General features: G+C 33.7%; 15 protein-coding genes and 1 pseudogene. 13 read left to right on the forward strand and 3 right to left on the reverse strand.

Going from position 1 to position 14,270, the window contains the following annotated elements:
* The first annotated feature begins 325 nt into the window (after nucleotides 1-325).
* The 5 genes and pseudogenes from EUBIFOR_RS00030 to EUBIFOR_RS00050 all read left to right on the forward strand — a co-directional run bounded on the left by EUBIFOR_RS00030 (nucleotide 326) and on the right by EUBIFOR_RS00050 (nucleotide 3,545).
* A complete protein-coding gene (locus EUBIFOR_RS00030) occupies nucleotides 326-913 on the forward strand; it encodes an HD domain-containing protein (RefSeq protein ID WP_040465959.1) in 588 nt (195 codons plus the stop codon).
* A gap of 70 nt (nucleotides 914-983) precedes the next feature.
* Nucleotides 984-1,730 (forward strand): DUF4097 family beta strand repeat-containing protein, encoded by a 747-nt coding sequence (locus EUBIFOR_RS00035; RefSeq protein WP_003863824.1) that lies wholly within the window; start codon nucleotides 984-986, stop codon nucleotides 1,728-1,730.
* Between the two features lie 247 nt (nucleotides 1,731-1,977).
* The gene (locus EUBIFOR_RS00040) at nucleotides 1,978-2,235 is read left to right on the forward strand and encodes a transposase (RefSeq protein ID WP_425268495.1); all 258 of its coding nucleotides are present in this window, start codon (nucleotides 1,978-1,980) and stop codon (nucleotides 2,233-2,235) included.
* Nucleotides 2,236-2,338: 103 nt separating this feature from the next.
* A pseudogene (locus EUBIFOR_RS13515) lies at nucleotides 2,339-2,797 on the forward strand (hypothetical protein); the annotation flags it as partial.
* A 70-nt stretch (nucleotides 2,798-2,867) separates the two neighbouring features.
* Entirely contained in the window at nucleotides 2,868-3,545 is a 678-nt protein-coding gene (locus EUBIFOR_RS00050) for a DUF6619 domain-containing protein (protein ID WP_040465960.1), read from the forward strand.
* Nucleotides 3,546-3,605: 60 nt separating this feature from the next.
* Here EUBIFOR_RS00050 and EUBIFOR_RS00055 read toward each other — a convergent pair whose 3' ends face one another.
* Genes EUBIFOR_RS00055 through EUBIFOR_RS00065 form a run of 3 tightly spaced genes read right to left on the reverse strand, consistent with a single transcriptional unit; the run spans nucleotide 3,606 to nucleotide 7,023 of the window.
* Nucleotides 3,606-4,589 carry an aspartate-semialdehyde dehydrogenase gene (locus EUBIFOR_RS00055; protein ID WP_003863828.1) on the reverse strand — a complete coding sequence of 328 codons (984 nt, stop codon included), beginning with the start codon at nucleotides 4,587-4,589 and terminating at the stop codon, nucleotides 3,606-3,608.
* Nucleotides 4,586-5,905, reverse strand: coding sequence for an aspartate kinase (locus tag EUBIFOR_RS00060; protein ID WP_040465961.1), 1,320 nt, complete (start codon nucleotides 5,903-5,905; stop codon nucleotides 4,586-4,588). The genes EUBIFOR_RS00055 and EUBIFOR_RS00060 overlap by 4 nt, the downstream gene beginning before the upstream one ends.
* A gap of 5 nt (nucleotides 5,906-5,910) precedes the next feature.
* Nucleotides 5,911-7,023: a homoserine dehydrogenase gene (locus EUBIFOR_RS00065; RefSeq protein ID WP_003863830.1), complete on the reverse strand. Its 1,113-nt coding sequence runs from the start codon at nucleotides 7,021-7,023 to the stop codon at nucleotides 5,911-5,913.
* 90 nt (nucleotides 7,024-7,113) lie between these two features.
* On the opposite strand from EUBIFOR_RS00065, the gene thrC reads away from it, so the two are divergent.
* The 8 genes from thrC to pepT all read left to right on the forward strand — a co-directional run.
* Nucleotides 7,114-8,586, forward strand: coding sequence for a threonine synthase (gene thrC, locus EUBIFOR_RS00070; RefSeq protein ID WP_003863831.1), 1,473 nt, complete (start codon nucleotides 7,114-7,116; stop codon nucleotides 8,584-8,586).
* The gene (thrB, locus tag EUBIFOR_RS00075; RefSeq protein ID WP_003863832.1) at nucleotides 8,579-9,451 is read left to right on the forward strand and encodes a homoserine kinase; all 873 of its coding nucleotides are present in this window, start codon (nucleotides 8,579-8,581) and stop codon (nucleotides 9,449-9,451) included. The genes thrC and thrB overlap by 8 nt, the downstream gene beginning before the upstream one ends.
* Nucleotides 9,444-9,878 carry an ACT domain-containing protein gene (locus tag EUBIFOR_RS00080; RefSeq protein ID WP_003863833.1) on the forward strand — a complete coding sequence of 145 codons (435 nt, stop codon included), beginning with the start codon at nucleotides 9,444-9,446 and terminating at the stop codon, nucleotides 9,876-9,878. The genes thrB and EUBIFOR_RS00080 overlap by 8 nt, the downstream gene beginning before the upstream one ends.
* On the forward strand, nucleotides 9,878-10,567 hold the full coding sequence (locus EUBIFOR_RS00085) for a TIGR01906 family membrane protein (protein WP_003863834.1): 690 nt from the start codon (nucleotides 9,878-9,880) through the stop codon (nucleotides 10,565-10,567). Before EUBIFOR_RS00080 ends, EUBIFOR_RS00085 begins: the two co-directional genes overlap by 1 nt.
* Nucleotides 10,564-11,112, forward strand: a complete 549-nt coding sequence (locus EUBIFOR_RS00090; RefSeq protein ID WP_003863835.1) for a Maf family protein — start codon at nucleotides 10,564-10,566, stop codon at nucleotides 11,110-11,112. The genes EUBIFOR_RS00085 and EUBIFOR_RS00090 overlap by 4 nt, the downstream gene beginning before the upstream one ends.
* Nucleotides 11,113-11,163: 51 nt before the next feature.
* On the forward strand, nucleotides 11,164-11,448 hold the full coding sequence (locus EUBIFOR_RS00095) for an HU family DNA-binding protein (protein WP_003863836.1): 285 nt from the start codon (nucleotides 11,164-11,166) through the stop codon (nucleotides 11,446-11,448).
* A 79-nt stretch (nucleotides 11,449-11,527) separates the two neighbouring features.
* Nucleotides 11,528-13,126 (forward strand): putative manganese-dependent inorganic diphosphatase, encoded by a 1,599-nt coding sequence (locus EUBIFOR_RS00100; RefSeq protein WP_003863837.1) that lies wholly within the window; start codon nucleotides 11,528-11,530, stop codon nucleotides 13,124-13,126.
* Nucleotides 13,127-13,140: 14 nt separating this feature from the next.
* The coding region (gene pepT / locus EUBIFOR_RS00105; protein ID WP_003863838.1) for a peptidase T at nucleotides 13,141-14,270 on the forward strand (1,130 nt) is incomplete at its 3' end.

Here is a 14,270-nt window from a genome sequence, read left to right on the forward strand (position 1 = left end):
TTAATTTGCTACTAATGCTTCTTTTATTTTTAGTTATACAAATTCTGCAAAGTTAAGGGTTGTTTTAGCAAGTGTGATATCTTGTGTAATATTTTATATGTTTATGCTTTCATAGAAATGTAAAAATATTACAACGATATTGTAAATCGTTACAAATGGTGATATAATTTCATTGGCTTCGAAAGGAAGTTTTAAGAAGGTTTGCGTCAATAGAAATCAATTTTGCTCCTTCCTCAAGTTCACTGATGATTTCGCATTTGACGTAATAGATTAGGCCTGAGTGAATCCGGGCCTTTTTGTGTGTTACAATGGTTTTGGTGATAGTATGGAACGAATTGAAAAACAGATGGAGTTCATCTTAGAAATCGACAAAGAGAAACAAATCAAAAGAAAAACTTTACAGAGTAATGGAAAAGATTTTGAAGATGATGCGCAACACGCTTGGCATATGGCTATTATGACATTACTTTTGAATGAATATGCGAATGAAGAAATTGATGTATTAAAGACAATTTCAATGTTGTTGATCCATGACCTTGTAGAAATTGATGCGGGTGATACATATGCCTATGATAGTCAGGGTTTGAAAACACAAAGTACAAGAGAGGCAAAAGCTGCAAATCGTATTTTTAATTTATTGCCAGAAGATCAGGCAAAAAAAATGTTTGATTTATGGAATGAATTTGAAGAAAGAAAAACGGCTGAAGCTAAGTTTGCTAGGGTGTTGGACAATTTTCAGCCAGTTATGCTGAATGCAGCAACGGATGGAAGAATGTGGGTTGAAAATGGTGTGCATTTAGAACAAATCTTAAAAAGAAATGAAAAGACTCATGAGGGTAGTGAAGTGTTGTGGATGTATATGTATGAGCATTTTATTATGCCGAATGTTGAAAAGAAGAGAATCAAAAGGTGATTCTTTTTTGAGTATACTACTATACAAAACAAAGTAGTGGTGATAAACTAGTAGTGAAAGAGGTGATTTGATGAAAAAAGGATTCATTATAGTAATTATTCTTGTTCTTGTTTGTATTGCAGGAGGTAGCTTTCTTGCGATTCATTTAATTACGAATACGAATATTGACATTGACAAAGTATCTGAAGAAATATCTATTGCGAAAGAACCATTGAATCATGAGGGGATAGAGAATTTTACATCTGTGAATTTAGATTTGATTAGTATGGATGTTAAAGTTGAAAAATCGAGTGAGAATGCGATTTCTTATCGTTTGCAAGATGCAAAGAAACAAAAGCTAGAATATTCTGTTCAGAATGGTGTTTTAACTGTAAAAGAAATCGTTTCAGATAAACATTTTGTAAGTCATGATGATAATGAAGTGATTATTTATACGACAAATGATTCTTTAAGTGTGAATGGTAATCTTGTTGCGGGAGATGTTGAAATTCAAAATTTAACAGTCAATGATTCGAGAGTAACCAGTGTATCTGGGGATATTTCAATTGAGAATTCAAATCTAAATAATAGTACCTTTGTCACAACAAGTGGAGATATTGAATTTGATGGTCAATTGACTGGGGATAATGTATTGGAAACCACTTCTGGAGATCTTAGTGTAGAAAATATTCATAATGTATCCGTTACGGCATCTAGTGTGTCTGGAGATATTGAAATCGGTGAAGAAGAATTAACTGGTTCTGTAACTCGTGTTTTAGGAACAAATAGTGCGACTTTAACTTTAAATACGACAAGTGGTGATATTGAGATAAATTAAAAGGCTTAACAGATGCATTGGTGACATGTTGATATATTCGACATTAATGGTGTCTATTTAAGAATTATTGTATAGGTGTAAACGAAAGAGAGACTACACTTATGACAAGAACTTCAAAATATTTAAACTAAGATACAATTGTTGTTTTACAATCTTTTCAAATCGAAAAGATTGATTGTGAAATCACTGATTATTTAGATACAAACAATAAAATGAATTCGTATCATTTTGAATACTGTCTCGTTTAATTAAGAGCGGTTTTGCCAACTCTGGTAAACAGATGTTTCGTTGTAAAGAATGCAAAAAACGTTTTGTTGTGGACCGTGGTCAGCTTACTTTTTATTCTCACCATGATCAATCTAAATGGAATGAACTTATCCTGGATACATTGAATGGTGTATCTCTTAAAGAAACAGCTGCTAAAATCAATGTAAATGAACGCAATGTTTTTAATATGCGTCATAAACTATTAATTAGTCTAAAAACTGAAGAACATCCCAAATGAGGTTGAAATGAATGAAAAGTATACTCCATACAATCTTAAAGGAACTAAGATTCATGGAGTCTAACCTAAACATCGTGGAACACCTGCTACAAAAAGAGGATTATCGAATCAACTGGTTTGTATCATCACTGCAATACAGAGATTTGCTCATACAATTGCCAGAACATTAAATTATGGTAAGCCATCCTCAATAGATCTATTAAGATTTGGTGAATGTCTTGAATCAAAATCTTTTGTAATGCTAGATGGTTCTAACAGTTACAACGAACTTTTAGAAAATAAGAACTGTACTAAGAAAGTGTTAATCAGTCATGAGTCATATGATAAATTCAATCATTTAAATACAGTGAACAGTTTCCACAAATTGATTGAAGAAAGACTGCAAAAATATAAAGGGGTAGCATCAAAATATATAAATCGGTACAACGCTCTTTTTGTCATGCAAAGAGAAACCCAAGGAATGGATAATACAGAAAAGCTACAGTACGTACTACTTAGATTGAAAAATATCTATAAGATCACTCGTTTAAAGGATTTGAAGAACGAATGGTTATTCGCATAAGTGATAAAACGCAAAATTATAGCAAAGTCACCAAATTGCTAGTTAAGCCAAGTATAAAATGGAGGTATCTATGAAACATAAACTTATAGTCATATTTGTATTGGCGCTCATGTTTAGTTTGGCTGGGTGTGGAAATACAAATAAACTTGCTGAATACGATATGACAGGAATTAGTTTTATATCATATGCAGATATAGATACAGTATGCGAAGATGAAGAATTGACAACTGCCGGAAAAAATTTATTGTCTGAACAAGAGGAGAATTTGCTTTTATCTTATGTAATGGACAGTGCTATTGAGCTTTCTGCTGAATTGGGAAATTATGACCATTTAGTGTTTACAAATCCTCAATGGATTGAACGCTTTGGCGACTTGGAAAAATTAAAGCCCATAGAGTATAGTAATCTGTCAAAAGATATGCAAATATTTTTAGAAACTCAGATGCCTATATTAACAAACGATGGAAGCGTATTGCCGGAAGGAATAGGACTGTATGAATATGAAGATGGCAGTTTGTTTGCGTTTCCTGTAAATGTAACACTTGGAGCCGCAGATCCAATAGAGGCAAAAAAACCGCTGATTGTTTTAATAGACAATCCAGCAGAAACCCTTAAAGCGGATAGCTGTATGTTGCCATTGACTTCAAGCGGAAATGTGTTATTCTTAGATAATGATAATTTCCAACAGGCTTTTGAAAATAGTGTGCTTAAAGATTACGGAGATATTCAGAAGTTTGACGAGAACTAACTTTTCACAATTGCATACTTACCCACAAGGGAAAGTCGAAAAAAAAAGAGGCAAGCGAAATTAATCGTTTGCCTTTAATAGTTCATCTAGAATTTGAACTGCATTAGTTGCTGCACCTTTACGAATTTGGTCGCCACAGCAGAATAGAGATAATGTATGATTTGTTTCATCTGTGATATCTTTACGAATTCTTCCAACATAAACTAAGTCTTGATTTGTCGTATCCTTTGGCATTGGATAGATTTGATTCTTTGGATCATCCTTTAGTAATACGCCCTTGGCATGCGTTAATAATTCTCTAGCTTCATTGACATCGACTTCATTTTCACACTCGATTGTGATACTTTCAGAATGAGAACGCCAAATTGGAACACGAACACAAGTACAGTTTACTTTTAATGCATCATCATGCCACATTTTTCTTGCTTCATTTTGCATCTTCCATTCTTCTTTAGAAATACCTAAATCATCAAAATCTCCAATTTGAGGAATAAGATTGAATGCGATTTGATAAGGGAAGGCTTTTGATGGAATGTTTTCATCTTCAATTTGATTTTTTAAATCTTCAATTCCTTGTACACCAGCTCCTGAAACAGCTTGAAATGTAGTCACAATCATTCGTTTGATGTGATATTTTTTATGTAAAGCATGTAAGGCTACAAGGGCAATGATAGTGGCACAATTTGGATTTGCAATCAAGCCATGATGATTTTTAATGTCTTCTTTATTCACTTCAGGAATCACTAAAGGAACATCTTCATCTAATCGATAAGCACTTGAATTATCGACAACGATACATCCTGCTTCTTTGGCCCATGGCATCCACATTTTTGTTATGTTATTACCAGTTGCACCTAAAACGTAATCAACACCTTGAAAGCTTTCTTGCGTAAGTTCTTCAACGATGTGGCCATCGATTTCTTTTCCTTTTGATCTTGCACTGGCTAATAATTTTAGATTCGCTTGAATGTTTCTTTCTTTTAAACATTCTAACATTTGTTGTCCTACAGCGCCTGTAGCACCGGCAATTGCGATTGTTGTCATTCTTCATTTCCTCCTACAAAAGTATCATATATAACTTGAACTGTTTTTGTGAAGTCTTTTTTCTTAACTCCGACTGTAATATTGATTTCATCACTACCTTGGGCAATCATGACGATGTTAATGTTATTTTTACCTAAAGCACCAAATAGTTTTCCACTTGTACCTGGCTTATCGGACATGTTTTTACCTACAGTGGAAATTAAAGCTAAGTCATCTTGAACGGTTAATTTATCTGGTTTTAATTCTTCTTTAAAATGAGCTAAAATTTCATATAGACTTTCTTCAATTTCTTTCTTTTCTACGACAATGTTAAATGAGTCGATTCCACTTGGAATATGTTCAATACTAATATGGTATTTTTCTAAAATAGATAGAGCTTTACGAATGAAGCCAACTTCATTGGACATGTGTTTTTTATAGATGTAGATCGACATGAAATCTTTTTTACCAGCAATACCCGTAATTGGATAGCCGCTCTTTATTTTAGAATGCTCCTGGATGATGGTTCCAGCATCTTGAGGGCGATTGGTATTTAAAATGTGGATTGGAATATTAGCTTCTTTTACAGGGAAAATAGCTTCTTCATGTAAAACGCTTGCTCCCATGTAAGAAAGTTCTCTTAATTCTGAATAAGTGATATGTGTAATTCCTTTTGGATTTTGAACGATTGTAGGATCCGCCATTAGAAATCCAGATACATCGGTCCAGTTTTCATATACGTCGGCATGAAGACATTTCGCTAAAATAGCACCTGTAATATCGCCACCACCGCGTGGGAAGACTTGAATGTGTCCATTTGCACTTGTTCCATAGAAGCCTGGGAAAACAAAGTGGTCATATTGGGCATACTTGGCTTGTAGTTTAGCGCTCGTTGCATCCCAGTCGATGGATTTATCTAATTTAAAACGAATAATATCTTTGGCATCCACAAAAGCATAGCCTAGATATTCAGCCATTAATTTAGCACAGAAATATTCTCCGCGACTTACAATAACAGCTTGCGACATTTGATTTAGGTTGGTATAAAAAGCATCTAATTCTTTTTCAATAGGTTGCTTAAGGCCTAATTCATTTTTGATTTCGATGAAACGATTTTTGATGAGTTTAAATACACTTGATGCATCCACGTGGTATTTTCTGTGTGCATCTAATAAGTATAATAGGTCGGTGATTTTGTTGTCGGCTGAAAATCGCTTTCCAGGAGCCGATACAACGATGTATCGGCGTGTTGGATCTTGTTGAATGATGTTTTTGATTTTTTTAAATTGCTCTGCGTTCGCGACGCTAGAACCACCAAATTTAGTGATTTTTAACATGTGAGCTACCTCCATAATGCGATAAAGCTATTTTTATCTAATTCCTTTACTTTTTTAATAATTGACATATCTTGATTTTCAATCCAGTAATAATTTGCCTCCTTCTTTTGGATTAGATAATAATTTTCTAAAGCGATATCACTTCGAATCAACCAAGTTTCTTTTAATAGAGAAGTATCGAATTCTTTTGGTTTTGCGTAAACAATTTTTCTTTCTTTATCTTCAAGTGTATCTAGAGCGTTTTGTACCATGGCTTGAGCTGTTGGTAATTGTCCAGCTCCCTGTCCATAATAGCCTAATGTATCAAAACTATGTGAAAGAATTTTTTGAGCGTTGTAGTTGCTTGGAACGTTGGCTAAAAAATCATTTTCATCCATGCAGCATGGAGCGATAATGGAAATAATCTTATCTCCAATTTGTCTTGAAATGGATAGATGGCGTAATACTTTGTTGTTCATTTTGATGAATTTGATATCTAGCATTTTGATTGTACGAATTCCTGCATAATAAGGAATGTCAACGATTGGTGTGTTGAAGGCTAAACTGTTTGAAATCTTTGTCTTATAGTATACATCAACGCCATCAATATCATTGGATGGATCTTTTTCTGCATAACCTTTTTCTTGAGCTTGTTTTAAAACATCTTCAAAATCTAAATTGTTTTTTTGCATAGAATCTAAGATATAGTTGCTCGTACCATTAAAAATACCTTCATAACCTTGTAGTGGTTCAAGTCTTTTTAGTTTCAATAAGGCATCAATAAAGGGAATACCACCGGCAACACAAGCTTCTACTTGAATGGATCCACCATATTCTTTTTCAAGTTCTAAATATGTATCTAAGTATGTCGCAACAACCGCTTTGTTTGAACTGATGACATGTTTGCCTTTTTTTAAAGCTTTTTGAATCAGTGTGTTGGCTGGTTCTAATCCATTTAAACATTCAAAAACAATATCAATATCATCTTGAACTACCATATCTTCATTGTTTGAAAAATATGGAAGATTTTCTTTTTCTTTACGTACATATACGTATTTGATATTGATATCTTCTAGTGAATTTGTAAGGATTTCAATCCCTTTTCCGACAACTCCATAACCTAAGATAACTGCGTTCATATCGTTCCTCCTGTATCTTTTTAGAAAACACTTGTTTTTAAAGTGTGAACATTGTATCATATGACATATAGATTTTCAAGGAGGATTCTCATGAACGATTATATTTCTACAAGAGACGCACACCAAAGCGTTTCAAGCAAGCAAGCTATACTAAATGGAATGAGTCCAGATGGAGGCTTATATGTACTTCCAACTTTAGACCAAATTCATTTGGATCTATCTTTAATATGTACAATGTCATATAAAGAAAATGCAGTTTATATTCTTTCACATCTTCTTACAGACTATACAAAGGAAGAATTAGAGGCATGTGTTGAAAATGCATATGCGAATTCATTCTCTAAACAAGAAATTACACCCATTAAAAAAGTAGATGATGTTTATGTTTTAGAACTTTTCCATGGTCCTACATGTGCTTTTAAAGATGTTGCCCTAACCCTTTTACCTCAATTGATGTCCTGTGCATTAAAAAGCACAAGCCAAAAAGCTTTGATTTTAACTGCCACAAGTGGAGATACAGGTAAGGCTGCATTATCTGGGTTTTGTGATGTAGAGAATATTGGAATCAATGTTTTCTATCCATATAAAAAGGTAAGTGCGATTCAATATCGTCAGATGGTTACGCAAAAAGGTAAAAATGTGAATGTATTTGGAATTCAAGGGAATTTTGATGATGCGCAAAGCCAAGTAAAACGTTTGTTCTTAGATGAAGAATTGAATGAATATTGTGCGAAACAAAACATTTTGTTGACAAGCGCAAATTCCATTAATGTGGGGCGTTTAGTTCCTCAAATTGTTTATTATTTTGATAGTTATAAACAATTGGTTCTACAAGGTGATATTCAATTGGGGGATAAAGTATCTTTCAGTGTTCCAACAGGAAATTTTGGAGATGTTTTAGCTGGATATTATGCGTATTTAATGGGACTTCCAGTAGAGAAATTTTATGTAGCTAGTAATGCCAATTGTGTATTAACGGATTTTTTAACGACAGGTATTTATGATCGAAATCGTGATTTTATCCAGACTATTTCGCCAAGTATGGATATTTTGATTAGTTCAAATTTAGAAAGATTGTTATATTATGCTTCAAATAAAGATACGCAAAAAGTATCAAAATGGATGGAGGAATTAAATGAAAAGGGTCGTTATCAGATTGATGATGAAACTTTTAAAACCATTCAAAACTTATTTGCGTGTGGTAGTGTTGATGATGAAAATACAAGCTTAGAAATTAAGTCGGTATATGATAAGACTTGCTATGTCTTAGATCCTCATTCTGCAATCGCATATAAAACCGCAAAAGAATGTAAAGATCGTCCTATTGTTTCTTTGGCAACGGCTTCTCCATATAAATTTAGTCAAGATGTTTTAAAGGCATTAGGATATGATGAAGAAAATGAATGGAAAGCTATGGAAACATTATCAAAGTATTGTCAAGATGCAATTCCTTCTCAGTTAAAAGAACTTCAAGATTTAGATATTTTACATAATAAAGTGATTGATGTAGCGTCAATGAAAGATGTCGTATGTCAAAGTACTAAAGAGGTATTCCATGATTAGTGTACATGTCCCGGCAACAAGTGCGAATTGTTGCGTGGGATTTGACTGTTTAGGAATGGCTGTGGATTGGTGGGCACATTTTACTTTTGAGGAAAGTGATGAATTAATTGTGGAAGGATGTCCAGAAGAATTTAAGGGTAGTAACAATTTAGTTGTACAAGCTTTTTATACGGCATGTGATTATTTGCGCTTGGATTATCCTACTTTTAAACTCACAATTGATACAGATATTCCATTTGCTAGAGGGTTGGGGTCAAGTTCAACTTGTGTTGTTGCTGGTATCTTAGCTTGTGATGCTTGGTTTAAAAAGAATATGGATCAGTTGGAAATTTTAAAGATTGCCACAAGTATTGAGGGACATCCTGATAATGTGGCACCTGCTATTTTTGGTCAGGCAACAGCTTGTTTTATGGAAAAAGAAAATGTGAAAATGAGTCTTGTTCCGTGTGCAGATTACCATTGTCTAGCTATTGTTCCTCGTTATGAAGTTAAAACTTCTCAGGCAAGAAAAGTTTTGCCGACTAAAATGGCATTTAAAGATTGTGTGAGCCAAGTATCTCATGCACTAGTCTTTATTCAGGCTTTGCAACAGGGGGATGAGTCTTTACTTGCAAGTTCTTGTAAGGATCTATTACACGAACCATATCGTAGGCAATTTATTAAAGAATATGATAGGATAAAGACGTATTGTGAACAAAAACAACTTCCAATGTGGATTTCAGGTAGTGGTTCAACAATGATGGTTGTTTCTTTAGAAAAAAATCGTTTGATTGAATTATCTAAGTTTTTAGATGAAAATTTGAATGGATTGGATCATCGCTGTTTAACAATAGCTAAAAAGGGGGCGTTTATAAAGTATGAGTAAATATTATGTCGTGAGTGGTGATATTTTACCGGATGTATTAGAACAAGTCATGCAGGCGCGTATTTTATTGCAGTCGGGCAAGGCAAAAAGAATTAGTGAAGCTGTTAAAATGGTAGGTATTTCTCGTGGTACTTATTATAAATATAAAGATGCAGTTTTTTCATTTAATGCCGAACAATCCAATCGTAAGGCAATCATTTCCATGATTTTGCGAAATGAAAAGGGAACACTTTCTAAAGTCTTATCTTTAGTTTCGGTAAAACAAGTTAATGTGTTGGCGATTAACCAAACAATTCCAATTAATGGAATTGCCAATGTGGCATTAACTCTAGATATTAGCGACTTAGAAATTAGTATACAATCTTTGGTGAGTTTGATTGAAGCTATGCCTATGGTAGAAAAGGCTGATTTGGTAGCTGTAGAATAATGAGACGTGTTTTAAGTTTTTTGTTTGGCTGGTGCTTTATTATTATATGTGTTGTTTTTAGTATCAAGAGTACAGCATTAAACCCGGATTTTTATATTCCTAAGTATGAAGAGATGGAACTGGCTAGTGATATTGGTGTTTCTAAGAAAGATTTAAATCAAAGTATACGTTTGTTACTGGATTATTTGGATGATAAGCGTGATGATATAAAGGGACACATTACGTGGCATGGTGTATCTCAAGAAACGTTTAATGAAAAAGAAACGAGTCATATGGTGGATGTGAAAGTTTTGTATCAAAATGCTCTAAAGGTAGCTAAAATGGCATTTATTATTTTAGGATTGGTAGTTTTATATTTTTACTTAAATGATAAAACATTGATGTTTGCGTATTTAAGTAAGGGCTTTTTGATGGCCATGTTTACATTCATATTGATGCTTGTGTTTTTTGGATTCTGGATCTTGACAGATTTTACAAGCTTTTGGACTTGGTTTCATACAATCTTTTTTTCGAATCAATTATGGTTATTAGACCCCAATACGGATTTTATGATTTGTATGCTTCCAGAAACATTTTTTTATAAGCTAGTACTTGCTTGTGTAGTCAAAGTGATTTGTTTCATGGCTTTAGCTAGTGTTTTAGCAATATATTATATGGTGAAAAAGGCACCAATAGGTTTTGAAAGATGATTGTACTTGCATCAAAGTCTCCTAGAAGAAAAGAGATATTAAAAGATTTGGACTACGATTTTATTGTTTGTCCAGCCAAAAAGGATGAAGTATTTGATTTAAGTTTAGGTTTGGATGAAGCTTTAAAAAAGGTAGCTGAATCCAAAGCAAAAGAAGTAAGTGAATTCTATTCAGATTCGATTATTATATCGGCAGATACGATTGTATGTTTGGATGATAAAATATTGGGAAAACCTAAATCAAAGAAGGATGCGATACATACGTTGAAATCTTTATCGAATCGTAAGCATCAAGTGAAAACAGGGGTTTGTATAATTTATAAAAATCAGACATTTTTACATGTCGAAACAACAGATGTTTATTTTAAGAAGTTGGTGGATGAAGACATTTTATCCTATGTAAATAGTGGAAAATGTATGGATAAAGCAGGCTCTTATGGGATTCAGGAATGCGATTTTGTAGATCATATTGAGGGGGATTATACCAATGTGGTAGGCTTACCTAAATATGTCGTTGAAACGATGATGAAAGACGTTGCACTCTAGTAAGAGAAATGATAAAATAGCATGGTAATAATTTAGAGGAGGAACATATAAATGTCTAATGTTATTAATAAAAAAGATTTAGCTGAAAAGTTGGCTGAAGAATTTGGTTGTTCAAAAAAAGACGCAACAGCTTATGTTCAATTCGTATTCGATACAGTAGCTGATACTTTAAAAGATAATGGTACTGTAGATGTATTCGGATTTGGTAAATTCTCAATTAGTGAAAGAGCGGCTCGTACAGGTATCAATCCAGCTACTAAAGAAAAGATTGAAATTGCTGCAAGCAAGTCTGTTAAATTTAAAGCTAGCAAAGCTTTGAAAGATGCTGTTAAGTAAGAAGATTCGATAATGAATCTTCTTTTTTTTCATGGTATAATATTGAGTACAAAATTAAGATTATTGAGAGGAGATTTTAATGAGCTTACCAATTTATGTGATTGGACACAAAAATCCAGATACAGATTCGATATGTGCAGCTTTGGCTCTTGCTGAATTAAAAAGACAGACAGGAATTAATGCAACAGCTGCTCGTTTGGGCACATTGAATCCAGAAACTAAATTTATATTAGATAAATTAAATGTGAGCATGCCTGTCTTATTAACAACAGCAAGGTCAACATTAGAGGAAATTGAAATCGATGAGGCGGTGACAATTGAAGAGGGGCAAACAATTCGTCGTGCATGGGATCTATGCTTAGAAAATCATGTTAAGACTTTATATGTTGTAGATGATAAAAATGAATATAAAGGTATGGTTACTTTGGGAGATGTTTCCAAGGTTCAAATGCAGGATTTAAATATTACAAGTGAATTGTTGAAAGAAACGCCTTTAGAAAATTTAGTGGCCAGTGTAAAGGGGTCTTTTATTTTAAAGGGAAATCTTGAAAGAAGTGGATTTGTTCGTATTGCGGACAAACGCTTGATGGAAAGAGATTTAAAAGGGGCTATTATGGTCTTGAATGATCATGAAGATAGCATGATCAAGAGTATGGCAAAGGGCTGTGCGGTTATTGTGGTTGCGGAAAACTTTGTTCCAAATAGTTATATTATTGAAATGGCAAAACAGATGGGAGTTACTTTAATTAGTACACCTTATAATATTATGAAGATTATTCAAATGATTTATCGTTCCATTCCTGTTGAATTGATTATGACTCCTGCCAATAAAGTGATTCGCTTTAATAAGAGTGAGTATGTGGAAGATGTAGAGCGTGAAATGTTAAAAACGCGTCACTCTTCTTATCCGGTTGTTTTCCAAAATAAAATTTTGGGTTCAGTAGCTCGCTATAACTTATTGAAGGCGGAAAAGAAACGTTTTATTCTTGTGGATCATAATGAAAAGAAACAGAGTATCAGTGATATCGAAACGGCAGACATTGTAGAGATTGTTGATCATCATAGAATTGGAGATATTGAAACAGATCGTCCAATTGTATTTAGAAATATGATTGTGGGAAGTTCATGCACGATTGTTGGATTAATGTATAGTGAATATGGTGTAAAAATGCCTGAAACTATCGCAAAATTAATTGCGTATGGAATGATTAGTGATACAATGAATTTCAATTCACCAACATGTACTTCGATTGATCATACTTTAGCTAAACGTTTATCAAGTGAATATGATATTGATTTTGATGCGATGGCTAAAGAATTATTTGAAAATACGGCTACGATTCGTGGAAAAGAATTCAAAAACATTCTTTATAACGATGTTAAAGAATATATGTTGAGTGGATATCACATTGCGGTAAGTCAAGTTTTCACTTTTGATTTGAGTATTGTGGATGAAATCAAAGAGGATTTCTTGAAGTATATGGAGGAACAAAATAAAGTTCATGAATATGACTTAATGTTGATGGTTATCACAAATGTAGAAGGTCGTGGATCACGCTTCTTATATGTAGGAAAATTATCTTATTTTGTTCGTGATGTTGTGGAAGAATTTAAAGATCAAGGATTTGTTTCTCGTAAAAAACAGATTGTGCCTCGTTTAGCACAAGAATTGGCATAAAAGGGGGATTGAATATGGCAGTAGAAAAGAGATTAATGTATTATGCATCATTTGACACACAGTCAAGTGAAGAAAGTACAAGTGCACCGAGTACTGAAAAACAGTTGGTGTTAGCTCGTGAATTAAAAAAAGAATGTGAATCATTAGGTTTTGATTCTGTTGAATTAACGGATACAGGAATCGTATATGCTTACTTAAATGCGAATACAGATAAAAAGATGGATCGTATTGGCTTTATTGCGCATATGGATACGGCTAGTGAAATTACGGGTGCGAATGTGAAGTGTCGTGTGATTTCAAAGTATGATGGAAATACAATTCAATTAGATGAAGAGTATTCAATGTGTAAAGAAGAATTTCCAGCTTTGGCAAACTGTATTGGTGATGATTTGATAGTTACAGATGGGACGACTTTACTTGGTGCTGATGATAAAGCAGGAATTGCGATTATTTTAGAGGCTATGGAACAGTTGATTCAATCTGAAAAGGAACATGGATTTATTGCGGTTGCCTTTACACCAGATGAAGAAGTTGGTCGTGGTGTTGAAAACTTTGAATTAGATAAGTTTGCCGTGGATTATGCGTTTACAATTGATGGAGATCGTATTGATTCTGTTGATTATGAAACATTTAATGCAGCACAGGCTGTTGTTACATTTGATGGAACGAGTATTCATCCTGGGGATGCAAAAGATCGTATGGTCAATGCGAGTTTATTAGCTATGGAATATGCTTCAAGTCTTCCAAAGAAACAAACACCTTCACATACACAAGGTCGTCAAGGTTTCTATCATTTAGTGGGGATGGAAGGAATTTGTGAAGAGGCAAAATTAACTTATATTTTGCGTAATCATAGTAAACAGAGTTTTATTGCGCAAAAACAGAAGATGGAAGCAATTGCGGATAAGATGAATGAAAAGTATGGTAATCGTGTTCATGTAACGATTCGTGATCAATATGAAAATATGCGTCAATATATGCATGGAGATATGCGTAGTGTGAATAAGGCAAAATATGCTTTGCGTCAATGTGATGTTACTCCTGTTAGTACGCCAATTCGTGGTGGAACCGATGGGGCTATGTTGACGGCTAGAGGACTTATTTGTCCTAACTTAGGTACAGGTTCTTTTAATCATCATGGTCG

Source organism: Holdemanella biformis DSM 3989 (genome assembly GCF_000156655.1).
Taxonomy (GTDB): domain Bacteria; phylum Bacillota_I; class Bacilli_A; order Erysipelotrichales; family Erysipelotrichaceae; genus Holdemanella; species Holdemanella biformis.